The sequence below is a fragment of the Nocardia flavorosea NBRC 108225 genome (assembly GCF_001613385.1).
Classification (GTDB): domain Bacteria; phylum Actinomycetota; class Actinomycetes; order Mycobacteriales; family Mycobacteriaceae; genus Nocardia; species Nocardia flavorosea.
On record NZ_BDCG01000016.1, the window covers coordinates 259712 to 283709 of the forward strand.

27 protein-coding genes and 2 pseudogenes are annotated in these 23998 nt (G+C 68.0%); 24 read left to right on the plus strand and 5 right to left on the minus strand.

All coding sequences use genetic code 11. From position 1 onward, the window contains the following. Positions 1–39: 39 nt before the first annotated feature. From NFL01S_RS21510 to NFL01S_RS21550, 10 genes and pseudogenes are all read left to right on the plus strand, one after another. Positions 40–303, plus strand: coding sequence for a glutaredoxin family protein (locus NFL01S_RS21510; RefSeq protein ID WP_157116773.1), 264 nt, complete (start codon positions 40–42; stop codon positions 301–303). Between the two features lie 249 nt (positions 304–552). Continuing rightward, the gene (locus NFL01S_RS34650) at positions 553–1584 is read left to right on the plus strand and encodes a redox-sensing transcriptional repressor Rex (protein WP_062978206.1); all 1032 of its coding nucleotides are present in this window, start codon (positions 553–555) and stop codon (positions 1582–1584) included. Then, positions 1581–3008 (plus strand): glutamyl-tRNA reductase, encoded by a 1428-nt coding sequence (locus NFL01S_RS21520; protein ID WP_062977982.1) that lies wholly within the window; start codon positions 1581–1583, stop codon positions 3006–3008. Before NFL01S_RS34650 ends, NFL01S_RS21520 begins: the two co-directional genes overlap by 4 nt. Further along, a pseudogene (gene hemC, locus NFL01S_RS21525) lies at positions 3005–3982 on the plus strand (hydroxymethylbilane synthase); the annotation flags it as partial. The gene NFL01S_RS21520 and the pseudogene hemC, both read left to right, overlap by 4 nt. A gap of 248 nt (positions 3983–4230) precedes the next feature. Then, complete coding sequence (locus NFL01S_RS21530; RefSeq protein WP_062977984.1) at positions 4231–5793, plus strand: bifunctional uroporphyrinogen-III C-methyltransferase/uroporphyrinogen-III synthase; 1563 nt, start codon at positions 4231–4233, stop codon at positions 5791–5793. A gap of 51 nt (positions 5794–5844) precedes the next feature. Continuing rightward, positions 5845–6098 (plus strand): annotated as a pseudogene (locus tag NFL01S_RS36565) (bifunctional uroporphyrinogen-III C-methyltransferase/uroporphyrinogen-III synthase); the annotation flags it as partial. Positions 6099–6404: 306 nt separating this feature from the next. Next, positions 6405–7388, plus strand: a complete 984-nt coding sequence (gene hemB / locus NFL01S_RS21535) for a porphobilinogen synthase (protein WP_062977986.1) — start codon at positions 6405–6407, stop codon at positions 7386–7388. After that, entirely contained in the window at positions 7370–7885 is a 516-nt protein-coding gene (locus NFL01S_RS21540) for a hypothetical protein (protein WP_157116775.1), read from the plus strand. Before hemB ends, NFL01S_RS21540 begins: the two co-directional genes overlap by 19 nt. A gap of 356 nt (positions 7886–8241) precedes the next feature. Next, positions 8242–8751, plus strand: a complete 510-nt coding sequence (mce1N, locus tag NFL01S_RS21545) for a transport-regulating membrane protein Mce1N (protein WP_062977990.1) — start codon at positions 8242–8244, stop codon at positions 8749–8751. 134 nt (positions 8752–8885) lie between these two features. Then, entirely contained in the window at positions 8886–9161 is a 276-nt protein-coding gene (locus tag NFL01S_RS21550) for a hypothetical protein (protein WP_062977992.1), read from the plus strand. Between the two features lie 6 nt (positions 9162–9167). On the opposite strand, the gene NFL01S_RS21555 is transcribed toward NFL01S_RS21550, so the two are convergent. Beyond that, positions 9168–9563, minus strand: coding sequence for a hypothetical protein (locus NFL01S_RS21555; RefSeq protein WP_084493052.1), 396 nt, complete (start codon positions 9561–9563; stop codon positions 9168–9170). Between the two features lie 171 nt (positions 9564–9734). Here NFL01S_RS21555 and hemL point away from each other — a divergent pair, with 171 nt between their 5' ends. The 8 genes from hemL to NFL01S_RS21595 all read left to right on the plus strand — a co-directional run bounded on the left by hemL (position 9735) and on the right by NFL01S_RS21595 (position 16774). After that, positions 9735–11144 carry a glutamate-1-semialdehyde 2,1-aminomutase gene (hemL, locus tag NFL01S_RS21560; protein WP_371851838.1) on the plus strand — a complete coding sequence of 470 codons (1410 nt, stop codon included), beginning with the start codon at positions 9735–9737 and terminating at the stop codon, positions 11142–11144. 101 nt (positions 11145–11245) lie between these two features. Beyond that, positions 11246–11917 carry a histidine phosphatase family protein gene (locus NFL01S_RS21565; protein ID WP_062978208.1) on the plus strand — a complete coding sequence of 224 codons (672 nt, stop codon included), beginning with the start codon at positions 11246–11248 and terminating at the stop codon, positions 11915–11917. Further along, a complete protein-coding gene (locus NFL01S_RS21570; RefSeq protein WP_062977994.1) occupies positions 11914–12537 on the plus strand; it encodes a TlpA disulfide reductase family protein in 624 nt (207 codons plus the stop codon). The genes NFL01S_RS21565 and NFL01S_RS21570 overlap by 4 nt, the downstream gene beginning before the upstream one ends. Next, entirely contained in the window at positions 12534–12785 is a 252-nt protein-coding gene (locus NFL01S_RS21575; RefSeq protein ID WP_157116777.1) for a hypothetical protein, read from the plus strand. Before NFL01S_RS21570 ends, NFL01S_RS21575 begins: the two co-directional genes overlap by 4 nt. After that, a complete protein-coding gene (locus NFL01S_RS21580) occupies positions 12782–13663 on the plus strand; it encodes a cytochrome c biogenesis CcdA family protein (RefSeq protein WP_062977998.1) in 882 nt (293 codons plus the stop codon). Before NFL01S_RS21575 ends, NFL01S_RS21580 begins: the two co-directional genes overlap by 4 nt. Beyond that, positions 13660–15276: a cytochrome c biogenesis protein ResB gene (gene resB / locus NFL01S_RS21585; RefSeq protein ID WP_062978000.1), complete on the plus strand. Its 1617-nt coding sequence runs from the start codon at positions 13660–13662 to the stop codon at positions 15274–15276. The genes NFL01S_RS21580 and resB overlap by 4 nt, the downstream gene beginning before the upstream one ends. Positions 15277–15362: 86 nt before the next feature. After that, a complete protein-coding gene (gene ccsB, locus NFL01S_RS21590) occupies positions 15363–16331 on the plus strand; it encodes a c-type cytochrome biogenesis protein CcsB (protein ID WP_062978209.1) in 969 nt (322 codons plus the stop codon). Positions 16332–16549: 218 nt separating this feature from the next. After that, positions 16550–16774: a hypothetical protein gene (locus tag NFL01S_RS21595; protein WP_033246995.1), complete on the plus strand. Its 225-nt coding sequence runs from the start codon at positions 16550–16552 to the stop codon at positions 16772–16774. A 57-nt stretch (positions 16775–16831) separates the two neighbouring features. On the opposite strand, the gene NFL01S_RS21600 is transcribed toward NFL01S_RS21595, so the two are convergent. Next, complete coding sequence (locus NFL01S_RS21600; protein ID WP_062978002.1) at positions 16832–17032, minus strand: hypothetical protein; 201 nt, start codon at positions 17030–17032, stop codon at positions 16832–16834. Between the two features lie 161 nt (positions 17033–17193). After that, complete coding sequence (locus tag NFL01S_RS21605) at positions 17194–17409, minus strand: BldC family transcriptional regulator (RefSeq protein WP_062978004.1); 216 nt, start codon at positions 17407–17409, stop codon at positions 17194–17196. Between the two features lie 160 nt (positions 17410–17569). Here NFL01S_RS21605 and NFL01S_RS21610 point away from each other — a divergent pair, with 160 nt between their 5' ends. The 5 genes from NFL01S_RS21610 to NFL01S_RS21630 all read left to right on the plus strand — a co-directional run bounded on the left by NFL01S_RS21610 (position 17570) and on the right by NFL01S_RS21630 (position 20848). Then, positions 17570–18016, plus strand: a complete 447-nt coding sequence (locus NFL01S_RS21610) for a DUF4229 domain-containing protein (protein WP_063916006.1) — start codon at positions 17570–17572, stop codon at positions 18014–18016. Further along, positions 18013–19098 (plus strand): L-cysteine desulfhydrase Cds1, encoded by a 1086-nt coding sequence (gene cds1, locus NFL01S_RS21615; RefSeq protein WP_062978006.1) that lies wholly within the window; start codon positions 18013–18015, stop codon positions 19096–19098. Before NFL01S_RS21610 ends, cds1 begins: the two co-directional genes overlap by 4 nt. A 237-nt stretch (positions 19099–19335) precedes the next feature. Then, a complete protein-coding gene (locus NFL01S_RS21620; RefSeq protein ID WP_033246989.1) occupies positions 19336–19557 on the plus strand; it encodes a hypothetical protein in 222 nt (73 codons plus the stop codon). Further along, the gene (locus NFL01S_RS21625) at positions 19557–20123 is read left to right on the plus strand and encodes a Clp protease N-terminal domain-containing protein (RefSeq protein ID WP_062978008.1); all 567 of its coding nucleotides are present in this window, start codon (positions 19557–19559) and stop codon (positions 20121–20123) included. Before NFL01S_RS21620 ends, NFL01S_RS21625 begins: the two co-directional genes overlap by 1 nt. A gap of 344 nt (positions 20124–20467) precedes the next feature. Then, positions 20468–20848, plus strand: a complete 381-nt coding sequence (locus NFL01S_RS21630; RefSeq protein WP_062978010.1) for a phage holin family protein — start codon at positions 20468–20470, stop codon at positions 20846–20848. A gap of 3 nt (positions 20849–20851) precedes the next feature. On the opposite strand, the gene NFL01S_RS21635 is transcribed toward NFL01S_RS21630, so the two are convergent. Then, on the minus strand, positions 20852–21724 hold the full coding sequence (locus tag NFL01S_RS21635; RefSeq protein ID WP_062978012.1) for a 1,4-dihydroxy-2-naphthoate polyprenyltransferase: 873 nt from the start codon (positions 21722–21724) through the stop codon (positions 20852–20854). Between the two features lie 211 nt (positions 21725–21935). Here NFL01S_RS21635 and NFL01S_RS21640 point away from each other — a divergent pair, with 211 nt between their 5' ends. Continuing rightward, positions 21936–22223: an Rv3202a family protein gene (locus NFL01S_RS21640; protein ID WP_062978014.1), complete on the plus strand. Its 288-nt coding sequence runs from the start codon at positions 21936–21938 to the stop codon at positions 22221–22223. A gap of 405 nt (positions 22224–22628) precedes the next feature. Here NFL01S_RS21640 and menE read toward each other — a convergent pair whose 3' ends face one another. Next, positions 22629–23792 (minus strand): o-succinylbenzoate--CoA ligase, encoded by a 1164-nt coding sequence (gene menE, locus NFL01S_RS21645; RefSeq protein WP_062978210.1) that lies wholly within the window; start codon positions 23790–23792, stop codon positions 22629–22631. Positions 23793–23998 lie beyond the last annotated feature (206 nt).

Below are 23998 nucleotides of genomic sequence, written 5' to 3' on the forward strand. Positions count from 1 at the left end.
TGGCGCGAACGGTACCGCCGGGCGGGTTGAATGGCGGTTATGACCAACCCGAGGACTCATGAGGTGACCCTGTTGACCCGCGCCGGCTGCGCGCTGTGCGACCGGGCGCTGGAGCAGTTGCGGACGATATGCGCGGAATTCGGTCTCACCCCCGGTGTAGTCGATGTGGATGCCGCCGCCGGTACCGATCCGGCGCTGCGCGCGGAATACGGTGACCGGCTCCCCGTCGTGCTGCTCGACGGCCGGGAACACAGCTATTTCGATGTGGACGAGACACGTTTACGCAGCGACCTCGGTCGTTGACCTTCCGCGAATTGTGGGCGCAGATCGTACAAGGCTCGGCCGCGACACAAAATGAGGCGAATTTCACCGACTTTGTGCATGGGTTCACAAGCAGTTACGGTGGTGGCACGCGAACCGCAGGCCGGGGCGAGTATCCGGCCGCCGGTAGCAGGTGAATCAACCCGATATCCGACCCCAGGCACATCCATCATGGCCGAGGTCGCCGAGCATCCCGGGCCGTCTCAACGGTCCGGACGAGGAGCCGAGGACGTGAGTGAGCACCATGAGACGCGCGGCGTCTCCGGCGATGCTCCCAACGTCACCACTCGAACACCGCAGAAGGACATCCCCCAGGCTACGGTGGCCCGGCTGGCCACCTATCTCCGGGTGCTCGCCCTGTTGACCGATGACGGTGTCGCCATCGTATCCAGTGAGGAGCTGGCTGTCGCGGCGGGTGTCAATTCGGCGAAACTCCGTAAGGATCTGTCGTTCCTGGGTCCCAACGGGGTGCGCGGTGTGGGCTACGACGTGGCCAGGTTGCGGGCCCGGATCGAAGATGTTCTGGGCCTGTCCGACGGTCATCGGGTGGTGCTGGTCGGTGCCGGCAATCTGGGCCGTGCACTGGTCGGTTACCGAGGTTTCCGGCGACGCGGGTTTTCCGTCGTCGGCATTTTCGACAACGATGCCGAGGTGATCGGCCTGGAAGTCGAGGGGCTGCGGGTACGTGACGCCGCCGACCTGGCCGGCGAGATCGCACTGCTGCGCCCGACCATCGCGGTGATCGCGGTGCCCGACGACAGTGCCCAGCAGGTATGCGACGAGCTCGTGGCGGCCGGAATGCAGTCGATCCTGAGCTTCGCGTTGTGCCAGCTGACCGCACCGGCAGGGGTCGAATTGCGGCGGGTGGATCTCGCCGTGGAGATGCAGATGCTCTCGTTCGAACGGGTTCGCAATGCCGACCCCGACGAGCCCGTCGAGGGCTCGACCACCGCGAATGTGGCGGAGACCGCCACCGGGCAGGCGAATGAATCCGGTGCCGCCGGCGTTGTACCGAACAGTGCCGTACCGGCCGCTCGTCCGCTGACCGGTTCGGGTCGGATCGCCCGCCGGGTGCCCGCGCACCCGATGCCGGGGCCCACCGGCATGAGCGTGTCAGGCCCGGAGTCGGTAACGGAGCGTGACCCAGGGCCCACGCTCGTGCCCAATAGGCACGGACTGTCCCATTGCGCGGCGCAGGCCGCCCAGACGACCTCGCATACGGCAACGGAGCCAACCAGCAAGGGATCGGTGGTCACACCATGAGTGTTCTTCTCGTCGGGATCTCCCATCGCAGCGCACCTGTTGCGATGCTGGAGAAGGTGGCCATCACCGATGCCGACCGGCCCAAACTGATCGACCGCATGCTGGCCTCGAGCCATATCTCCGAAGCGATGATCGTGTCGACCTGTAACCGGGTGGAGATCTACGCTGTCGTCGACGCATTCCACGGTGGTCTCGCCGACGTCGGTGAACTGCTGACGGCGCATTCCGGGCTGCCGATGCCCGAACTCACCCGCCACGCCTATGTCCGCTACAGCGAGGCCGCCGCCGAACACCTGTTCGCCGTGGCCAGCGGACTGGATTCCATGGTGGTCGGCGAGCAGCAGGTGCTCAGCCAGATCCGCAGCGCCTACACCACCGCGGACGCCCAGCAGGCCATCGGACGCACTCTGCACGAACTGTCGCAGCAGGCGCTGCGGGTCGGTAAACGGGTGCATTCGGAAACCGGGATCGACCGCGCCGGTGCCTCGGTGGTCTCGGTGGCGCTGGACCGCGCCTCCACCGTGCTCGGACCGCTGGCCGGCCGGACGGCGGCGGTGATCGGCGCCGGCGCGATGGGCGGGCTGTCGGTGGCGCATCTGTCTCGCGCCGGAATCGACGAGATCCTGGTGGTCAACCGCACCATCGAGCGAGCCGAACGCCTCGCTGCGACCGCCGAATCGCACGGTGTGACGGCCCGCGCCTACGAACTGTCCCGGCTGGCCGAGGCGCTGGTGGCCGCCGATGTGGTGATCACCTGCACGGGTGCGGTGGGTTCGGTGGTGACCCTGGCCGACGCGCACAATGCGCTCTCGCACTCCGAACGCCGTACCGGCCGGCCGCTGGTCTTCTGCGATCTCGGACTACCCCGCGATGTCGATCACGCCGTGGCCGGGTTGCCCGGTGTCACGGTGATCGATATCGAAACCCTCCAGCGCGACCCGGCCGCGGGCGCCGCGGCCGACGATACGGCCGCGGCCCGGGCCATCGTCGCCGACGAACTCGCCAAATACCTGGCCGGACAGCGGATGGCCGAGGTCACCCCGACCGTCGCCGCGCTGCGGCAGCGGGCCGCGGAGGTGGTGGAGGCCGAACTGCTGCGGCTGGATTCCCGCCTGCCCGGGCTCGCCGATCCGGCCCGCGACGAGGTGGCCCGCACGGTGCGCCGGGTGGTGGACAAATTGCTGCACGCGCCGACGGTGCGGGTCAAGCAGCTGGCCACGACACCGGGTGGCGACAGCTATGCCGAGGCGTTGCGCGAGTTGTTCGAACTGAAACCGGGTGCGGCCCAGGCAGTGGCGGCGCCTATGGAGATCAGCCGTGCCGAACACAACGGCGCCGGCTGGATGAGCCTGGACGGCGACGTCGCCCTGGCCGACGATTTCACCCCGGGCAGCCACGACGACGAACAGGAGCGGTCGACATGACAGTCCTGCACGGCGAAGGCGCCCCGGCTGCGGGCCCCGGCGCCGGTGGCCGGCCGGCGTGGCGGATCGGTACCCGCGCCAGCCTGCTCGCCCGCACCCAGGCCGGTGATGTGCGCGATGCACTCGTCGCGGCCGGGCAGCCGGCCGAACTCGTGCTGATCGAAACGCCGGGTGATCTGTCCACCGGCCCGGTCGAAGAGATCGGCGTCGGGGTTTTCACCAGCGCCTTGCGCGCTGAACTGGCCGCCGGAAATATCGATATCGCGGTCCACTCGTACAAGGATCTGCCCACCGCCGCCGATGAACGTTTCGTACTCGCCGCGGTGCCGCCCCGTCAGGACCCGCGCGACGCGTTGGTCGCCCGGGACGGCATGGTGCTCGGTGAACTTCCGCCGGGCGCGGTGGTCGGAACCTCTGCGCCGCGCCGGATCGCGCAACTGCGCGCCCTCGGCCTGGGTTTGGACATCCAGCCGTTGCGCGGCAACCTGGACACCCGGCTGGGCAAGGTCGCCGCAGGTGAGCTGGACGCGATCGTTGTGGCCCGTGCCGGACTCGCCCGGATCGGCAGGCTCGACGCCGCCACCGAAGCGCTGGAACCCGTGCAGATGCTGCCCGCGCCCGCGCAGGGTGCGCTGGCCGTCGAATGCCGGGCCGCGGATACCGAACTGATCGAGCTGCTGGCCGCGCTCGACGATCACGGCAGCAGGACCGCCGTCGTCGCCGAACGCGCCCTGCTCGCCGAACTCGAGGCGGGCTGTACGGCGCCCGTCGGAGCGATTGCCGAACTCGTCGAATCGTTGGATGACGACGGACGCATCGTCGAGGAACTGTCACTGCGCGGCTGCGCCGCCGCGGTCGACGGTTCCGATGTGATAAGGGCCTCGACGGTGGGAGCACCGGCGCAGGCCGCGGAACTCGGCCGCGCACTGGCCCGCGAACTGCTGGAGCTGGGCGCACGCGAGCTACTCGCCGCCGAACCCGGCATCGCGGAACCACCCGCCGCGTCGACCGGGAACAACACCACCCCGGTGGGAACGAGCACCGCCGCAGCGGATTCGAGCGCTGCCGCCCCGGAATCGGGCGGCATCGCCGCAGCGCCACCAGGCGGCATCGCCGCAGTGCCACCAGGCGGCATCGCCGCAGTGCCACCAGGCGGCACCGCCGCAGCGGGAACGAGCACCGCCACGGACTTCACCGAACCCAGTCCAATGGAGAACAACCGATGAGTCGAGCCAGCAAGAAGCATCCGGGGCGGATCCTGTTCGTAGGGTCGGGCCCGGGGGACCCGGCATTGCTGACCACCCGATCCCGCGAAGTGCTGTGCCGGGCCACCCTTGCGTTCACCGATCCCGATGTGGACGCCGGAGTACTCGCCCTGATCGGCACCGAGGTGGAAGCCGACGCCGAGGGGCAGCCCGCCGTGGACGTGCGGCCCGCCCTCGGCGACCCCGCCGAGGTCGCCAAGACCTTGATCGCCGAGGCGAAGGCCGGCCACGATGTGGTGCGCGTGGTCTCCGGTGATCCGCTGACCACCGACGCGGTGATCGCCGAGGTCACTGCGGTCACCAGATCGCATATCGTTTTCGAGGTCCTACCCGGTCTGCCGTCCGGTTCGGCGGTGCCCAGTTATGCGGGTATCGCGCTCGGCTCCGGGCATACCGAGGCCGATGTGCGCGGTGAGGTGGACTGGCCTGCCCTGGCCGCTGCCCCCGGCCCGCTGGTGCTGCACGCGACCTCCGGCCATCTGGCCGAGACCGCGAGCGCGTTGGTGGAGCACGGTATGGCACCGCAGACCCCGGTCGCGGTGACGGTACGCGGCACCACCCGCCAGCAGCGCACTATCGAGGCGACCCTGGCCACGCTGAACAGCACCGCCTCCGAACTGGTCGGTCCGCTGGTCGTCACCATCGGCAAGGCGGTGGCGCAGCGGTCGAAGATGTCGTGGTGGGAATCGCGGGCGCTCTACGGCTGGACGGTCCTGGTGCCGCGCACCAAAGATCAGGCCGGGGAGATGAGCGAACGGCTGGTCACCCACGGCGCCATCCCGAAGGAAGTGCCCACCATCGCGGTGGAACCGCCGCGCAGCCCCGCGCAGATGGAACGCGCGGTCAAGGGCTTGGTGGACGGCCGGTACCAGTGGGTGGTGTTCACCTCCACCAATGCGGTGCGCGCGGTCTGGGAGAAGTTCGCCGAGTTCGGTCTGGACGCCCGCGCGTTCTCCGGTGTGAAGATCGCCTGCGTGGGTGAGGCCACCGCCGACAAGGTGCGTTCCTTCGGCATCAACCCGGAAATGCTGCCCAGTGGTGAGCAGTCCTCGCTCGGCCTGCTCGCCGATTTCCCGCCCTACGACGATGTGTTCGATCCGGTGAATCGCGTACTGCTGCCGCGTGCCGATATCGCGACCGAAACCCTTGCGGAGGGTCTGCGTGAACGCGGCTGGGAGATCGACGATGTGACGGCCTACCGCACCGTGCGCGCCTCTCCGCCGCCCGCGGAGACCCGCGAGATGATCAAGACCGGCGGTTTCGACGCGGTTCTGTTCACCTCGAGCTCCACGGTCCGGAACCTGGTGGGTATCGCCGGTAAACCGCATGCCCGTACGATCGTGGCCTGCATCGGCCCGAAAACTGCGGAGACAGCGGTCGAATTCGGCCTGCGTGTCGACGTGCAACCCGAGGTCGCCCAGGTGGGCCCACTGGTGGAAGCCCTCGCCGAACATGCCGCCCGCCTCCGGGCCGAGGGACTGTTGCCGCCCCCGCGCAAGAAGAGCCGCCGCAGCAGGTGATCTGCCGGGTGCGCGTGGGTCCGTTGCACGCGCAACGATCCATGCCGTCCGGTTCTGTGCACCTCGAGCTCCACGGTCCGGAACCTGGTGGGTATCGCCGGTAAACCGCACATCCGTACGATCGTGGCCCGGATCGGCCCGAAATTGCGGAAACTGTAGTCGGATTCGGGCTTCGTGTCGACGTGCAGCCCAAGGTCGCCGCAGGCAGGTCCGCCGGTGGTAAAAGCGCTCGCCGAACATGCCGCCCGCCTCCAGGCCGAGGGACTGCTCTCCCGCCCCGGAAGAAAAGCCGTCGCAGCAGGTGATGCGCTGGGTGCACGCGGTTCCGTTTCCCGGAAGGCGCCGCGGCGCCCGGTGCCATCCCCGCCGAGGCCGGCCGACGGAGCCTGCCGGCCGAGGCCGACCGATTCCGCAATGACGTGCGCGTCGGTCCCACCTTCAGTGAAGGTGCACGACCGCGGTGCCCGAGTGCAGCGAGGTTCTGAAAAGCGTCGGCCCGTCCCGGCTTTTCGCGCTCGATGCGGTGCGGCGCAACCGCGAATGCCCAGTGCGGAAGCAGGGGCCCAGGGGGCCGAGCCTGCGCGCCGGAGGCGCGCCAATAGACTCGGCTCATGAGCGGAATCGAGCGTCCGCGGCGGTTGCGGCGCACCCCCGCGCTGCGGCGGCTGGTGGCCGAGACAAGTCTGGAGCCGCGGCATCTCGTGTTGCCGATGTTCGTCGCGGACGGGTTGTCCGAACCGCGGGAGATCGGTTCGATGCCGGGTGTTTTCCAGCATTCCCTGGATTCGCTGCGCAAGGCCGCGGTGGAAGCGGTGGAAGCCGGTGTCGGCGGGTTGATGTTGTTCGGGGTACCCAAGCCTGAGGACAAGGATCCGGAGGGTAGCCAGGCGTCGGCTCCGGCGGGCATTCTCAACCGCGGGTTGCGGGCGCTGGCCGCCGAGGTGGGCGACGCGACCGTGGTGATGGCCGATACCTGTCTGGACGAATTCACCGATCACGGGCATTGCGGCGTGCTCGACGCTGCGGGTGCGGTCGACAATGACGCCACCCTGCTGCGCTATGTGGAGATGGCGCTCGCGCAGGCCGATGCCGGGGCCGATCTGCTCGGGACGAGCGGGATGATGGACGGACAGGTCGGTGCCATCCGGGAGGCACTGGACGAGGCCGGGCGCACCGATACCGCGATTCTGGCGTATGCGGCGAAATACTCTTCGGCGTTCTACGGCCCGTTCCGGGAGGCGGTGGCCTCGTCGCTGCAGGGCGACCGGCGCACCTACCAGCAGGATGCCGCGAACCGGCGCGAATCCATCCACGAGCTGGAGCTGGATCTGGAACAGGGCGCGGATATCGTCATGGTGAAACCGGCCATGGCCTATCTGGATATCCTGCGGGACGTGGCGGACCGTTCGCCCGTGCCCGTCGCGGCCTATCAGATCTCCGGGGAGTATTCGATGATCACGGCGGCCGCCGAACGCGGCTGGATCGACCGGCGCGCCGCAATACTGGAATCGCTCACCGGTATCCGCCGCGCGGGTGCCGATATCGTGCTCACCTATTGGGCGACCGAGGCGGCGCGGTGGCTGTGGCGGCCGTGAATCCGCCCGCGGATATTGTTACCGCGCGGCAATTGTGGTGGGGCGTCATCGGTTTGGGGCTGGTGCAGCTTTTCGTTTCGCTGGCCGATACGTTGCTGAACCGCGAGCGGTTCACTGCAGAGTTCCAGGAGCGGATGCAGACGGCGGATCAGCAGTTCGCCCCGGCGACCATCGATCTGTTCGTCACGATGGGTGCCGTGCTCGGCGTGGTTTTCGGGGCGCTGATCGCCGCATTGGGGATCGTGGTCGTCCATCAGCTCGGCAAGGGCAAGATGTGGGCGCGGACGCTGCTGACCTTCGTCGGGATCTGGCTGGTGATCATGGGCGTTGCCGCGCTGTTCTCCATCGGTGCGGTGGAAAGTGCCGGCCAGGTGCTGTCCGGGGCAGTGTCCATCCTGCAGGCCGTGCTGGCGGGCGGAGCGATCTATCTGTGTCAGCGGCCCGAGGCCGTGAAGTGGTTCATGCCGCCCGGTCCGGGGACGCCCGGAAAGTTGTGAGATCTCCCGACCGGCTTCCTGACCAGCAGTTCGATACCGTCTTCGGGTAGGCGGCGCATCCATATAACGAACGTCGAGTTTGTTCCCGGTATTCCGGCATGTACAGTGAGGACTGTCACAGACGACATGCGAACCGGTGGTCACGGGTACCCGTCCAGCAGGATGGAATTCCGGGGTCGGTTTTCCGGGGATCGGAGGCAACGATGCGAGTGGTGATCCAGCAGCCGCAGAGTATTCGGCGGGATATGCTCGTCCTGACTCTTCTGATCCTGTTCGGTGTTCTCACCGTCGCGGTGCTGCTGATTCCCAGCATCGTCGGCTGATTCGCGTGTTCCCGGCTCCCCGTTCGCGCCGGTATGTCTGAACGATCCGGCACCGCGGCCGATACCGGAGAGGTGCTCTTCAGCGAACCGGGCGCCCGGTGGCGTGCGGTGGCCTACGGCCCGCTGATCTGTGCGCTTCTGCTGGCCGCCGAACTCGCCGCAGGTGTCACTCCCCACTGGTTCGCATTACTGTTCTGCGCCGCGCTGATCACCGCGTTCGCGGTACTGCAGATCTACGCGGCCCGCACGCACGTGAGCGTGGAGGTAACCGACGGTTTCCTGCGCAACGGCGCGGAGACGACGCCCATACGGTCCATCGCCGCGGTTCTTCCGGCCGATTCGGACGATCCCTGGGAGGACGGCCGAGCACTGGGGGAACTGACCGGTGTGCCGCGCCGACGCACCGCCGTGGGCCTGCGGCGCACCGACGGCGAATTGGTCCGCACCTGGGCGAAGGATCACCGGGCATTGCGTACCGCGCTGACCGAGGCGATCGCCCGGGGCGGCACCGGTTCGGCCGGCGACACAACTCGCGGCGATTGATTATCGAACCGCGCACGGGCAGCATCGGTTGTTGCGGCCGGGCGATATCGCGAAACGGCGGTCGCCTGCCGATCAGCGCTCGCCGGTAGCGGGGCGTTGTCGGGACCGAGAAGTCGCACTGGATGAGGAGACCCGTGAACCGTCCGCATGTCGTACCGGTCGTCGATCTCGCGGTAGCGGTCCTCGCGATCGGGTTGGCGGCTCTGTGCTGGGCGCAGGGCCTGCAGACCACTGACCTCCCCGCCACGGCGGACTACCCGGCCTACACCGCGACCCGTTACGTCGCGCCGTGGCTTTTCCTCGCGGGGGTGCTGGTGACCGGCGCCGGACTGGCCGTTGTCGACGCCGCCGCTCGAACCCTGCGCCTTGGGCGGGCTCGCGCAGGCCGGGTCGGTCCCGCCGGCCGGTAGACCGGGTCAGTCCCACTGCTGGTAGATATCGAAAACGCGGCCGTGCGGGGCGCCCGGGGCGTGGACGAACACGATCACCGAACCGCCGTTGTCGACCGATTCCAGCATCACCTGCCGCAGCGAAGCGTGTACGCCGCCGTTTTCGTCGCGGTACAGGCGGGTTCCGCTGTGCAGGCCGGCGCCGATCCGGGAAGCCGGCACGATCTGGTCGACCAGCGCCGGGACCGGGCCACCGGCCAGTGCCGCGGTTTCGGCCTGGTTGAGCCGTAGGCCGGCGCGCGCGTTGTCGGCATCCACGACCGGTTCGGCCGCCGCGGCCGTTCCCGCGCCGAATCCGGTCGCCAGGACACCACATGCGACCGAGACCGCGGCCAGCGCCGAACCTCTGATGGCAATTCGCAAAACGACCTCCCCGGCCGGTGATTCACGGAGTTGTTACGACGGAACAGAACAGTACGCACTCGGGGCGAACCCCCGGTGTATTTGGTGTGGCAAGTGTCGGGGCGCGGTGTGGGTCACCCATCGTGCACCCTGTCGTCGACGCCGCGGGGGTGGGCTGCCAAACTGGAGGCCGTGAGTTCTCTGCGCGTGGCCGGTACGGCGGTGCCGGCCTCCAGTCAGCTTTTCCAGCGAGCCGAAGCGGTTGTCCCCGGTGGTGTCAATTCCCCGGTGCGGGCCTTCGGCTCGGTGGGCGGTACGCCGAGGTTCATCTCGTCGGCCCGCGGTTGCCTACTGGTCGACGCGGACGGTAACGAGTATGTCGACCTGGTGTGCTCCTGGGGACCGATGATCCTCGGGCATGCGCATCCCGCGGTGGTCGAGGCGGTGCGCACGGTTGCCGGCGACGGGTTGTCGTTCGGCGCGCCCACGGCCGGCGAGGTGGAACTCGCCGAACTCATCGTGGAACGGGTCGCTCCGGTGCAGAAGGTGCGCCTGGTGAACTCCGGAACCGAGGCGACCATGAGCGCGGTGCGCCTGGCCCGCGGCTACACCGGCCGGTCGAAGATCATCAAGTTCGCCGGCTGCTATCACGGCCATGTCGATGCGCTGCTCGCGGACGCGGGGTCCGGGGTCGCGACGTTCGGGCTGCCGACTTCGCCCGGCGTCACCGGTGCCCAGGCCGCGGATACCATCGTGCTGCCCTACAACGATCTGGACGCCGTGCGCACGGCCTTCGAACAGCATCCCGGTGAGATCGCCGCCGTGATCACCGAGGCCGCCGCCGGGAACATGGGCGCAGTGGCGCCGCTACCCGATTTCAATGCCGGACTGCGCCGGATCACCGCCGACAACGGCGCGCTGCTCATCATGGACGAGGTGATGACCGGCTTCCGGGTGAGCAGTGCCGGCTGGTACGGGATCGAATCCGTGGCGGCCGATCTCTACACCTACGGAAAGGTGATGAGCGGCGGACTCCCCGCCGCCGCCTTCGGCGGCCGGGCCGAGGTGATGGACCGGCTCGCCCCACTCGGCCCGGTGTACCAGGCCGGCACCCTGTCCGGGAATCCGGTGGCGGTGGCCGCCGGGCTGGCAACGCTGCGTGCCGCCGACGAACAGGTGTACGCGGCCCTGGACCGCAACAGCGAACGGCTCGGCATTCTGCTCACCGAGGCCCTCACCGGCGCGGGGGTCGCGCACCAGGTGCAGTTCGCAGGCAATATGGTGAGCGTGTTCTTCGCCGAAACTCCGGTCCTCGACTATGCCGCCGCCAAGGCGAGCCAGACCTGGCGGTATCCGGCCTTCTTCCACGGATTGCTGGACGGCGGGGTGTACGCCCCACCCAGCAATTTCGAGGCCTGGTTCGTCTCCGCGGCCCTCGACGACGACGCCTTCGATCGGATAGCCGCCGCGCTACCCGCCGCCGCGGCAGCGGCCGCCGCTGCCACATCCGGCCGCATGAGCGAGTCGGGCCCGGAGGCGGTAGCGCAGCGTAACCACGCAGGGCCCTCGCTTATGCACGATGGACAAGGAACATCAGCGTGAGCCGATCCGATTCCGAGCGCGTCTCCGCCGGCCCCGCCGAAGCGGCGGCCCGGCCCGACCGTATCGACTCCGCGTCGCCCGCTACCGAGGCCGGCAGCGGGATCGCCGCCGAACCACCCACCTCCGGCGCCGACGACGCCGAATCGGTGGAAACCATCGTGCACGTGCTACGCCACGGCGAAGTGCACAACCCCCGAGGCATCCTGTACGGGCGACTGCCGGGATTCGGGCTGTCGGTGGCCGGACGTGCCCAGGCCGGCGCGGTGGCGCGGTCCCTGGCCGATCACGATATCGCCCTGGTCATCGCATCCCCGTTGCAGCGCGCGCAGGAGACCGCGGAACCCATCGCGGGCCGGCACGGGCTCACCGTGCGTACCGACGAGAACCTCATCGAAGCCGGCAACACCTTCGAGGGATTACGGGTCTCGGTGGGTGACGGCGCCCTGCGTAAACCCCGGCACTGGTGGAAGCTGCGCGATCCGTTCACCCCGTCATGGGGCGAACCGTATCTGCAGATCGCGCACCGGATGCTCGCCGCGGTGAACAAGGCGCGGGTGGTGTCGACCGGGCACGAAGCGGTGCTGGTTTCGCATCAGCTCCCGGTGTGGACGCTGCGCCGGTTCCTGCAGGGGCAGCGGCTGTGGCATGATCCGCGCAGTCGGCAGTGCGGTCTGGCGTCGCTGACATCGCTGGTCTACCGGGGCGACACCCTGGTCGATATCGTCTACTCCGAGCCCGCCGGTGGCTCGGATCCGACGGTGCACGGCGCATGAACACGGTCGCCTCGGCGCTCCGGGGCCGGCTGCTGCCGGCCCTCGCCGCGCTGATGTGTCTCGCACTTGTCCCGGCCTGTTCGACCGGGACCGACGCGGTCGCCACGGGCGGCGGCACGTTCGAATTCGTTTCACCCGGTGGGCAGACCGAAATTTTCTACGATCCGCCGTCTGCCCGCGGCACCATCGGCGACCTTTCCGGGCCGGATCTGATGTCCGACGAGGACGAGACGATTTCGGTGGACGATTTTCCCGGACAGGTGGTCGTGCTCAATATCTGGGGGCAGTGGTGCGGCCCGTGCCGTGCCGAGGCTCCCGCGCTCGAACAGGTCTACGAGCAGACCAAGGATCTCGGGGTCGCTTTCCTCGGGATCAATGTCCGCGACAACCATCGGGACAAGGCTCGCGATTTCGTCACCGACAACAACATCGGTTACCCGTCGATCTACGACCCGCCGATGCGCACATTGCTGGCGCTCGGTGGCATCCCGACCAGCGTCGTTCCCACCACGGTGGTGCTGGATCGGGACCACCGGGTAGCGGCGGTGTTCTTGCGCGCCCTACTTGCCGAGGATCTTATGCCGGTGGTGCAGCGCATCGCCGCGGAGGGAGCATCATGAGGAGTTTGCGGTCTCGAGGCGTACGCCGGTACGGGGCGACCCGCCCGCCGCGCGGCGTCCGCGCCGAGGTGCTGGTGAAATCGTCGCTGGGCTCTTGGGAGCTACAGCCGGCCGAAACCACCGGTAGCGATCGGAAGGTGGCGAATTCGCGGCCGTCGGGTGCGCGTGGTTCCACCGCCCCGGCCGGCCGGGCGGGTGATCGGCGGGCGAACAACCCCGAAGCGGAACCGGAGCGTAGTTCGAGTTGATTGTGCTGGCAGGAGTGGGGGAGTCATTTCAGCAGACGGCGGCCACGGGGCCGTTGCTGTTGGCCCTCGGCGCCTGTCTGCTGGCCGGCCTGGTGTCGTTCGCCTCGCCGTGCGTAGTCCCGTTGGTGCCTGGGTATCTGTCGTATCTGGCCGGTCTGGTGGGCGCACAGGCCCCGCCGGCCACGGTTGAGCAGGCCCGTCGTGACCGCGCCGCTGCCACCGGTTCGGGTTCCACAGCGGTACTGACCGAAACCGTGGGGCACAAGAAAACCGGTCCCGCACCGGATACCGGGCGTTTGCGGGTGGCCGGTGCGGCGGGGCTGTTCGTCGCCGGTTTCACCGTGGTGTTCGTCTTGGCCACGGCCACTGTTTTCGGGCTCATCCAAACGCTGAATGTGAATCGTGAGCTGCTGCAGCGGCTGGGCGGTGTGGTCACCATCGTGATGGGCCTGGCCTTTCTCGGGCTCATCCCGGCATTGCAGCGCGATACGCGGATGGCGCCCCGCCGGCTCGCCGGGGTCGCCGGTGCTCCGCTGCTCGGCGCGGTGTTCGCACTCGGCTGGACGCCGTGTCTGGGGCCGACCCTGTCCGGTGTGATGGCGGTGGCCGCGGGTACCGAGGGCACCACCGCCGCGCGCGGGGTCGCACTGATCGTCGCGTACTGTGCCGGGCTCGGGTTGCCGTTCGTGGTGCTGGCGTTCGGGTCGGCGAGTGCGCTGCGCGGGGTGGGCTGGTTGCGGCGCAACACCCGCACCATTCAGGTGGTCGGCGGGCTGCTGCTCGTCGCGGTCGGGGTGGCACTCGTGACCGGGGCGTGGGATCTGTTCGTCGGCTGGGTGCGCGACGGTTTCGTCGCAGAGGTGACGTTGCCGATATGACCGTGACCGACCTACCCGAGGCGACCCCTCGTCCGCCCCGGCAGTCCCCGGTGGGCCGTGCCTGGGCATTCGTGCGCAACACCTGGCGCGGGCTCACCAGTATGCGTACCGCGCTGGTACTGCTGTTCCTGCTGGCCCTGGCCGCGATACCCGGTGCGCTGCTGCCGCAGCGGAGCCTGAACGAACAGAAGGTCGACGAGTACATCGCCGACCGTCCGGTCCTCGGGAAATGGATGGACCGGTTCGAGCTGTTCGATGTGTTCTCCAGTTTCTGGTTCACCGCGGTGTACGTGCTGCTGTTCATCTCGCTGGTGGGCTGCATCCTGCCGCGCACCGTGGACCACTACCGCGCCCTGCGTACCCCGCCGGTGCGGGTGCCGCGCAATCTGGCCCGGCTACCGCACCACGATCGCGTAGTCGTCGACGGCACCGTGGAGGAGATCACCGACCGGGCACGCGCCGGATTACGTGGCTGGCGCACCGAGGTCCGTTCCGGGGAGCGCGAGGGCGAGGTGACGCTGTCGGCGGAGAAGGGCTATACGCGCGAACTGGGCAATCTGGTCTTCCATCTCGCGCTGGTGGCGCTGCTGGTGGCCATCGCGGTGGGCAAACTGTTCGGCTACGAGGGCAATGTGATCGTGATCGCCAACGGCGGGCCGGGTTTCTGCACCACCTCGCCGGCAGTTTTCGATTCGTTCCGCACCGGCAATGTCAACGATGGCACCGGTATGACCCCGATGTGTATCAAGGTGAAGAACTTCCGCGCCGACTATCTCGACAACGGTCAGGCCGAGATGTTCACCTCCGATATCGCGTATCAGGCGGGCGACGATCTGGCGGCGAATACCTGGCGGGATACGACCATCAAGGTCAACCATCCGCTACGGGTCGGCGGCGACCGCGTCTACTTGCAGGGACACGGGTACGCCCCCACCTTCACCGTGACGTTCCCGAACGGCGAGACCCGTACCGAAACGGTGCAGTGGGCGCCCAACGACGCCACTACCTTCCTGTCCAGCGGTGTGCTGCGCATCGATCCGCCCGGCGGGATGTATGCCAGCGATACGGAGCGGCGGCAGAACCAGATCGCGATCGAGGGCCTGTTCGCGCCGACCGCTAGTTTTCACGGGAAGCTGCTGACCTCGTCGTATCCGGCGATGACGGATCCGGCGGTCGCGGTGGACATCTATCGCGGTGATACGGGTCTGGATACCGGCCGGCCTCAGTCGATCTTCGCGCTCGATCAGGAAATGGTGCGGCAGGGCCGGCTCGACAAAGAGGCCCGGGTGAACCTGCGGCCCGGCGAATCGACCACCCTGCCGGGCGGCACCGAGGTCCGGTTCGACGGGGCCGAGGAGTTCGCGAATATCCAGGTCTCGCACGATCCGGCTCAGCAGTGGGTACTGGTGAGCGCGGTGGTGATGATGGCCGGTCTACTGGTCTCGCTGCTGATTACCCGGAGGCGGGTCTGGTTGCGGGTGATCCCGGAGGGTACCGTGGACCAACGACGCGTCGTAGTAGAGATGGGTGGGCTCGCCCGCACCGACCAGGCCGGCTGGGGCGGGGAATTCGATCGCCTGCGGCATCGCCTGCTGGACACGTCCGACACGTGAACGCGGGCCCGGCGGACGTCGGCGCGCCACGCAGCTCAGGCGTCGGTGCCCGCAAGGCACCGCGGTACGAACACGGGAGAACAATGATGTCGATCGACGACACTCTCGCACGCTACAGCGACCTCGCTTATGAAACGGCGACCGTTGTGTACGCGCTGGTGCTGTTGCTGCTGATCGTGCAGTACGCCTCCGCTCGGGCTCGCCAGGTGAGCGAACGGGACCTGGTGCCGGCCGGTGGAGTCGCCGCGGGCAGCGATACCCCGGGCAAGATCAGCGAGGAGCCTCGTACGCCGCTGTCCGAGCGCCTCGGCAATATTGCCTTCGCGGTGCTCTTCGTGGCGGCCGGGCTGCAGATCGTCTCGATCGTGCTGCGTGGTTTCGCCACCGGCCGGTTCCCGCTGGGCAATATGTACGAGTTCGTATCCATGGCGACTGCGGCCGCCGTGGTCGTGGGGCTCGTGTTCATGCGTGATCCGCGCTACCGCGGTATGTGGGCGTTCCTGCTGGTGCCGGTGCTGATCCTGATGTTCCTCGCGGGAACCGTGCTGTATTCCGACGCCGCGCCCGTGGTGCCGGCGCTGCGGTCGTTCTGGCTGCCGTTGCACGTCACGATCGTCAGTATCGGCAGCGGGGTGTTCCTGGTTTCCGGTATCGCCAGCCTGCTGTTCCTGTACCGGCTACGGCAGCCCGAGGGCGCGGAATCGGGCAGTGTGCTCGGTGCCGTGGCGCGCCGGTTGCCCGATGCCCGCACCCTCGACCGGCTGGCCTACCGGACGACGATCATCGGCTTCCCGCTCTTCGGCGCCGGCGTCATCCTGGGTGCGATCTGGGCAGAAGCGGCCTGGGGGCGGTTCTGGGGCTGGGATCCGAAGGAAACCTGCTCGTTCATTGCCTGGGTTTTGTATGCCGCGTATCTGCATGCCCGGGCCACGTCGGGCTGGCGGGATACAAAAGCCGCGTGGATCAATGTGGCCGGTTTCGTGGCGATGCTGTTCAACCTGTTCATCATCAATCTGGTCGTATCGGGGTTGCACAGCTACTCCGGCCTGACCTGATTCGCCCCGGTACTTCCGTAACGATTCGAACCGTTTCATTCGACACGGCTTTTCCGTGTCGATGATCGTTACTCCACTGCAATGCCGAGTTGCTATGGTTTCGTCGGTAACAGCTGAATTGCATACAACCCGGAGGATCTCGCGAAAATCGGGGTGTGTACGGTCATTTCCCCTCCACCACGCGGTTACAGCCGCGTCGAACAGTGAGGAGAGCGGCAGTGGATTCGGAAAATATCAGTTCGGATACCGGCGTCGACGTGGATTGTTGTACATCCGAGACTGCGAACTCCGCGATCATCTGCGGTCTCGAACCGGATTCCCTCGTGAGATTGGTACAGACCGCTGTCGGGCTACCGGCCGAGGCGCTGGACCGCTTGGCCGGAGTCGCCGATAAATTGCGGGCAGTCGAAGGTTTACCGCAATTGGACAGTACCGCCGATTAGGCGTGCGTCATCGGCTCTCCGGACGGATGGTTCCGGGAATCTTTTCCCGGAACGGAATCAATGCTCGGTGGAATCCGAATCGCCGTCCGTATGTTTCTGCGGGCGCGAGATACGCCAGAGGAATTCGGGATCGTCATCCGGGCCGACCACCCGTTTACGGGTAGGTCCCGGGGCCGATCCGGGGCCCGCGGGGCCGAATGCTTTCCAGCACAGCACCGCGATCACCACGATCGCGATGAGTGCCAACACGTAGATCACGTGGCTCACCTCCTCTATCGAGGTTAACTCCGGAACTGCCGGAGGGTGAGTCCGCCGCCCACAGCGGGCGGCTCACACCGGACGAACTGCCACGGGTCGCACTCGGCCGCGCCGCTGCCGGCCGGCCGAGCCACCTCGTTCCGGTTGCGGTGCAATCCGGATCAGGCGCCCTGCACGGTTGCCTCGGTGGTGAGCGATTCGAGCAATCGCATCACCTCCGATTCGCGGAACCGGCGATGGCCACCCGGAGTGCGCAGGGAGCCGAGCCGCCCCGCGTGTGCCCAGCGGGTGACGGTCTTGGGGTCTACGTGGAACAGGGCGGCAACCTGGCCGGGGGTCAGCAGGTTCTCCTGGGCCCCGACGGCAATCGCGGTCATGGCAAACCTTTCTGTTTCGTCACGTTTTCTCATCGGATTCCGACATAGTGGCACCGCGACCCCCGGGTGTTCGAACCACCTACTGTTGGTAAAGGGGAGGTAATGGACAAATCGGATGTGCCCGTGCGGCGGGTGTAAACCGGTCGCTTACGCTGGTCAGGTGAGTGACGCGAACCCTTCCGAGGAATCGACCGCCCCGCAGCCCGGTACGTCGCCCGGTCGGCGACTCGCCCGCAACCTGGCGCTCTACACGCTGGCCCGGCTGGTACTGGTCGTGATACTCACCGCGGTGATCATGGCCGGTGCATGGGCGGTATCGGTGCAGGTACCGATGATCGTGGCGATCCTGTTCGCCATCGTGATCGCCATGCCACTTTCGCTCACCCTGTTCAAGGGACTGCGTGGGCAGGTGAACTCCGATATCGCCGCGGTCGACGAACGCCGCCGCCGGGACAAGGCGCAACTGCGGGCCCGCCTGCGCGGTGAAGCGGAGCCGGCCGGATCGGCCGGTACCGAACCGGGAGAATCCGGCCGCGGCAAATCCGGTAAGCCGCCGAAGGGTGCGGCCGAGGGAGAGGAATCCGGCGGTACCGGCGGTGCGGCGTGAAAACCTGCACTCGCGGTAACCCGCGGGACTGGGCCGATGACGCCGTGCGGCTGATCGACGCCGACGCGCAGCGCAGCGCCGATACCCATCTGCTGCGCTATCCGCTGCCGCCGGACTGGAATATCCGCCTGTACCTCAAGGACGAATCGACCCATATCACCGGCAGTCTGAAGCATCGGCTGGCGCGATCGCTGTTCCTGTACGGCCTGTGCAACGGCTGGATCACCGAGGGCACCACCATCGTGGAGGCCTCCTCGGGGTCGACGGCGGTGAGTGAGGCGTACTTCGCCAAACTGCTCGGGCTGGATTTCGTGGCGGTGGTCCCGGCGCGCACCTCACCGCAGAAGATCGCCCTCATCGAAGCGCAGGGCGGACGGTGTCACTATGTGGAACGCCCCCCGGATATGTACACCGAGGCTGCGCGGCTCGCAGCCGAATGCGGCGGTCACTACCTCGATCAATTCACCAACGCCGAACGCGCCACCGACTGGCGGGGCAACAACAACATCGCCGAATCGATCTTCGACCAGTTGCGGTTGGAGACCGATCCCGTCCCGGAATGGATAGTCGTCGGCGCCGGTACCGGCGGCACCAGTGCGACCATCGGCCGCTACCTGCGCTATCGCCGGCATACGACCCGGCTGGCCGTTGTCGACCCGGACAACTCCGCGTTCTACGGCGCTTACGAAACAGGAGCCCGCGACTACACGACCGGTCTACCCTCCAGAATCGAAGGAATCGGGCGGCCCCGGATGGAGCCCTCGTTCGTCCCGGAGGTGGTGGACCGGATGATCCACGTACCCGACCCCGCATCGATCGCCGCGGCCCGGTTCGCGAGTGCGGGCCTGGGCCGGAAGGTCGGCGGTTCGACCGGCACCAACTTCTGGGGTGCCTGCGCGTTGATCGCGGAGATGCGGGCGGCCGGACGTGGCGGGAGCGTGGTGACGCTGCTGTGCGATGGCGGCGAACGGTACGCGGGGACGTACTACGACGACGAATGGGTCGCGGCTCAGGGCTGGGATCTGGCGGGCCCTACGGCGGCGCTGGAGGAGTTCGTCGCGACCGGCCACTGGTCCGGCTGACCAGGACCCCGTACACGGAGCCCTGCGGTGCCGCGAGGCTCACTCCGTGGACGGCACGCTGGGTGCCGAACTCCTTGAGCAGGCCCGTCGCCTCGATGGCGAGCGGCGCCGCTGGTTCGTGATTCGTCATGGTCACCACGGTTGCGTGTGTGTCTTGCACGGCCCTTGCGTGGCGATTGCACCGGCCTGTCGTCAATTTTTGTTGACACAGGGTGGGTCGTCAAGCAAAATTGACGCATGACGGAAGCAACCACACTGGCCGCGGCGGCGGGCAGCCCGGATCCCGCGGTGGGGTTACGGGCGGTGCTGGCGCTGCGCAGACTGCTGGACCGGCTCGAGTCCATCCAGGTCGGCAACGCCCGGGACCAGGGCTGGTCCTGGCAGGCCATCGCCGACGCACTCGAGGTCAGCAAACAGGCGGTCCATCAGAAGTACAACCGGAAAGGCAGGAGCCGATAGTGTTCGAGAGATTCACCGAAAGCGCCCGATCGACGGTCGTCGCGGCCCAGGAACACGCCCGGGACCTGCATTCGCCCGATATCCGCGTCGAGCATCTGCTGCTCGGTCTGCTGGACGAGGCCGAACCGGCCCTGCGCACACTGCTGGAACGCAACGGGATCGCCCACGACGCCGCACTGACCGAACTCACCACCGCGGCCCGCGCCGAGCCGCTCGGCGCGGAAGACGCCGAGGCCTTGCGTTCCATCGGAATCGATCTCGATGCAGTACGCGAAAGCCTCGACGCGAACTTCGGCGCCGACGCCCTCGACCGCGCGATTCCGCCGCGGGAATCCCGCAACCCCAAGCTGTTCGGGCATATCCCATTCAGTCGTGACGCCAAGAAAGCACTGGAACTCTCGTTGCGGGAGGCTGTGGCACGCAAGGACAAAACCATCGAGTCGGGGCATATCCTGCTCGCCATCCTGCGCGCCCCCAACCCGGCCACCACCGAACTCCTCGGCGGTACCGATGCACTCACCGGGCTACGCGAGCAGGTCTGCACCCACCTCGACCGAGCAGCCTGAACCGCCCGGCCCGTACGTCTGGCGGGGACGTCGCCGGCCGCCACACTCCGTACGAGTGGCGGCTCGAGGGGCCCCGAACCGTTGCGAGTTGTCTGGTCAAGAGCATGTCCACGCAACCAACGGCGGCGCCGGGTTCAGCGAGGCCCTGAGACGTTTCGGCCCGTCCCTGCTGTCCGTGCTCGATGCGATGCGGCGAAGCCGCGAGTGTCGAGTGCGGACAGCAGGGACCTAGGGGGCCTGAACCCGCGGCGCCGCAGGCGCCGCCGAAGACACAGCAACCCGCGGCGGCGAAGGCGCCGCAAATAAACACAGCAAAACAAGCCCACCTGTGATTAGCATGGGGAATGCAGCTTGTGCTCCGGTTGATCGGGACCGCTTTCGCCATCTGGCTGGCCGCGTTGTGGGTCGGCAAAATCGAGATCGCTTCGCCCCCGGATCAGGGCAACGGCGCGAAAATCGTTGTACTGCTCGCGGTAGCGGTGGTGTTCACACTGGTGAACGCCTTCGTGAAGCCGATCGTGAAACTGTTGTCGTTGCCGTTGGTGATCGTGACCCTCGGCTTGTTCCTGCTGGTGATCAACGCGCTGATGCTGTGGCTCACCGCGTGGATCACCGAGGCCACCGATTACGGTCTGCGCATCGACGGTTTCTGGGCCGCGCTGCTGGGCGCGATCATCATCACCATCGTGAACTGGGCGATCGGCATCATCCTGCCGGACGACTGAGTCTCAGGCGCCGAACCCCAGGGCGAGGGCGCTCAGTACCGACCAGGCCAGCATGGCCAGACCCGAATCGCGGAGCGCGGGGATCAGTTCCAGTCCGCCCTTGCCCGTCCGGACGGGGGCATTGGCGCGGATGGCCAGGGGGATCGCCAGCAGTCCCGCCAGCGCCCAGGGGGTGCGGGCCACCAATACCAGGGTCATCACGAACGGCGCCGCCAGCAGCGCCAGATGTAGCGTGCGGGTGCGGGTATCGCCGAGCTTCACGGCCAGGGTGGTTTTTCCGGTTTCGGTATCGGTCGGGATATCGCGCAGGTTGTTCGCCACCAGCACCGCGCTGGAGAAAGCCCCGACTCCCACCGCGAGCGCAACCCCAGCCCAGTCGATCCGCTCGGCTTGGACGAACTGGGTGCCGAGGACCGCCACGAGCCCGAAGAACACGAAAACGGCGATTTCCCCGAAACCGCGGTAGCCGTACGGTGTGCTGCCGCCGGTATAGAACCAGGCGCCCGCCAGGCAGACCGCACCGATCAGAATCAGCCACCAGGCCGAGAGCACGGCCAGGACCAGGCCCAATACCGCGCCCAGGGCCAGACTGGCGACCGCCGCGCCGCGTACCGCGGCGGGGGTGGCCACGCCGGAACCCACCAGGCGCAGCGGGCCGACGCGTTCGTCGTCGGTGCCGCGAATCCCGTCGGAATAGTCGTTGGCGAAATTCACCCCGATGATCAGTGCCATCGAAACCCCCAGCGCCAGCAGTGCTTTCCACCAGACCGCACCGTCGATGGCGGCCGCGGCGCCGGTTCCGGCGAGAACGGGGGCGATCGCGTTCGGCAGAGTCCGGGGCCGGGCGCCCTCGATCCATTGTGCTGCGGTAGCCATTCCCGAAGCCTAATCCGCTCCGGCGGGCCGGGCGCATCCACAGACCACCGGGCCGCCGGTCACGCAGCCGATGCGCCGGGTGCGATCCGGTATGCCGCCGGAACGGTACTTGCCGGATCGGCTGTACGGGGGCATTGTCGAGAGCGTTGGACTGATCTTCCACTCGGCGGGTAGTCGCCCGGCGAGGCCATAACGGAGGAGAGGAGCCACTATGGCGGAGCGCAAGGTTTCGCGGACGGCCGAACCCGGCGCGTTCGAGGCGGTACCGGAGGCCGACCGTGCCGAACAGGACGTACCGGCCTACCCCGACGACGCCCCGTACACCGATATCGACCCACGTTCGGTCCCCGACGATATCCCGGTGCCGGAGGAGGCGGTGAGAACCCCGGGGGCCACCCGTGATGTCTGGCACGCCGACCCCGCCGATATCGCCGAACAGTCCATCCCGGTGCCGATGGGCGACGACTACGACGGTGCCTACGCCGACGAGGAGTCCTGAAACGCCGGAAACGCTGAGCTGCGTTCCTCCCGAGCCGCTGGGCGGGAGTCGCCACGGCAGGAGAACGGCGACCCCTGGCGGCGCCCACCCGGGCTCGGCGGGCACGCACGGCAACGCCCGGACGGGGCTACGACCCATCCGTCCGGCCTCGGCGCCCCGCATCCCGGCGAACCCACCATGCGTCTGCTCAACGCCCAGCCGGCGCCGGAACAGGACAGCCCGTGGCGCCGGGACCGCGCGGAGTCACGTCTTCCGGATGGTGTCGATCCGGCGGCCGAAGTACTGCCCAGGTCGCCGACGGTCCGTTCGCGTGTGGGCGGCCCGTGAACCGCCGGCGATCGGCGGAAGGCCGGCTGTGCCGGCCGTCGCGTTTCGGCTCGGTACGCGGTGCGGGAACCGGTCCGCTCAGGACGCCGATCCCGCGAGCAGGTATTTGCGGAGCTCGGCGCGATCCGGCTTCCCCGGACCCAGCAACGGGATATCGTCGACGAGGGTGAGTTCGCGGGGCGCGGCGGCGGTATCCAGTTCTGTCAGCACGTGGTCGCGGAGTTCGTCCAGCGTGGGCGCGGCACCCGGTGCAGGAACCACCGCGACCACGACCCGCTGCCCCAGGCGCTCGTCCGGTAAACCGAGAACCACGCATTCGGAGACCGCGGGATGGGTTGCCAGGACCGCCTCCACGACCTGCGGTATGACCAGCAGACCGCCGGTGGAGATCGCTTCGTCCAACCGGCCCTGAACCTGCAGGACACCGTCGGTGAAAACGCCCGCGTCGTCGGTGCGGAACCAGCCGGGTTCGGCGAAGGCGGGGTGATCGGGCATATTGCGGTAGCCGGCGGCGAGCATATCGCCGCCGAGCAGGATACGGCCGCCCTCGATGCGTACCCGGGCACCGCGGAGCGGGACACCGTCGTATACGCATCCGCCGCAGGTCTCGCTCATCCCGTACGTGCGGACGATATTGATTCCGGCGGCGCGGGCCTTCTCGTAGAGCGGCAGCGGGGTCGCGGCGCCGCCGATCAGTACTGCGTCCAGTCCGGCCAGCGCCGCGGTCGCGTCGGGGGCGTCGAGCACCTTGACCAGCTGGGTCGGCACCAGCGAGGTGTAGCGGCGTTCCCCGCGCATACTCGTGATGGCTCCGGTGAGGGCCTCGGGCAGGAAGCCGCCGGAGACGTCCACCACGGTCGGTTCCGTGCCCGCCAGCAGCGACCGCAGCAATACCTGCAGTCCGGCGATGTGATGGGTGGGCAGCGCCAGCAGCCAGCTGCCCGGGCCCCCGAGCCGCTCGTGGGTGGCGTCGCCGCTGGCGCGTAACGCGGACGCGGTGAGCATGGCGCCCTTCGGCACCCCCGTCGTCCCGGAGGTGGTGACGACCAGCGCGATATCGTCGTCGATCGGTTCGCCGGGCGCGAGCGCATCACCCAGCCGGCGGGCTTCGCGCCGATCACTGGCGGGTACCGGCAGCCAGGCGGCCGAACCGCTGTCGTCGAGTACCTGCCGCAGATGCGGGAGCACATCGCTGACTCCGCCGCCGGTGGGTATGGGCAGCGTACGCAAGGTTTTCGTCACGGCCACGCCTTGTCCCCGGTGAACCGGACAACGATGGTGTACTCGCTCACGGCTGCGATGGTGTCACGGCGGCAGGGCCGCGGACAGCAGGGGCCGGTGCTGCCGGTGCAGGGCGCCGGAGCCGGATATCGGTATGGGGCTGGGCCAGGCATGGAACTGCGATTCACTCGTCGGACGGTACGAAAGCGGTCGCACCGGGCGTCGGT

Coding starts and splice junctions, on each gene's coding strand:
- NFL01S_RS21510 (WP_157116773.1), top strand. CDS start 40: ATGACCAACCCGAGGACTCATGAGGTGACCCTGTTGACCCGCGCCGGC.
- NFL01S_RS21520 (WP_062977982.1), top strand. CDS start 1,581: ATGAGTGTTCTTCTCGTCGGGATCTCCCATCGCAGCGCACCTGTTGCG.
- NFL01S_RS21530 (WP_062977984.1), top strand. CDS start 4,231: ATGAGTCGAGCCAGCAAGAAGCATCCGGGGCGGATCCTGTTCGTAGGG.
- hemB (WP_062977986.1), top strand. CDS start 6,405: ATGAGCGGAATCGAGCGTCCGCGGCGGTTGCGGCGCACCCCCGCGCTG.
- mce1N (WP_062977990.1), top strand. CDS start 8,242: ATGTCTGAACGATCCGGCACCGCGGCCGATACCGGAGAGGTGCTCTTC.
- NFL01S_RS21570 (WP_062977994.1), top strand. CDS start 11,914: ATGAACACGGTCGCCTCGGCGCTCCGGGGCCGGCTGCTGCCGGCCCTC.
- NFL01S_RS21575 (WP_157116777.1), top strand. CDS start 12,534: ATGAGGAGTTTGCGGTCTCGAGGCGTACGCCGGTACGGGGCGACCCGC.
- resB (WP_062978000.1), top strand. CDS start 13,660: ATGACCGTGACCGACCTACCCGAGGCGACCCCTCGTCCGCCCCGGCAG.
- ccsB (WP_062978209.1), top strand. CDS start 15,363: ATGTCGATCGACGACACTCTCGCACGCTACAGCGACCTCGCTTATGAA.
- NFL01S_RS21605 (WP_062978004.1), bottom strand. CDS start 17,409: ATGACCGCGATTGCCGTCGGGGCCCAGGAGAACCTGCTGACCCCCGGC.
- NFL01S_RS21620 (WP_033246989.1), top strand. CDS start 19,336: ATGACGGAAGCAACCACACTGGCCGCGGCGGCGGGCAGCCCGGATCCC.
- NFL01S_RS21630 (WP_062978010.1), top strand. CDS start 20,468: ATGCAGCTTGTGCTCCGGTTGATCGGGACCGCTTTCGCCATCTGGCTG.
- NFL01S_RS21635 (WP_062978012.1), bottom strand. CDS start 21,724: ATGGCTACCGCAGCACAATGGATCGAGGGCGCCCGGCCCCGGACTCTG.
- NFL01S_RS21640 (WP_062978014.1), top strand. CDS start 21,936: ATGGCGGAGCGCAAGGTTTCGCGGACGGCCGAACCCGGCGCGTTCGAG.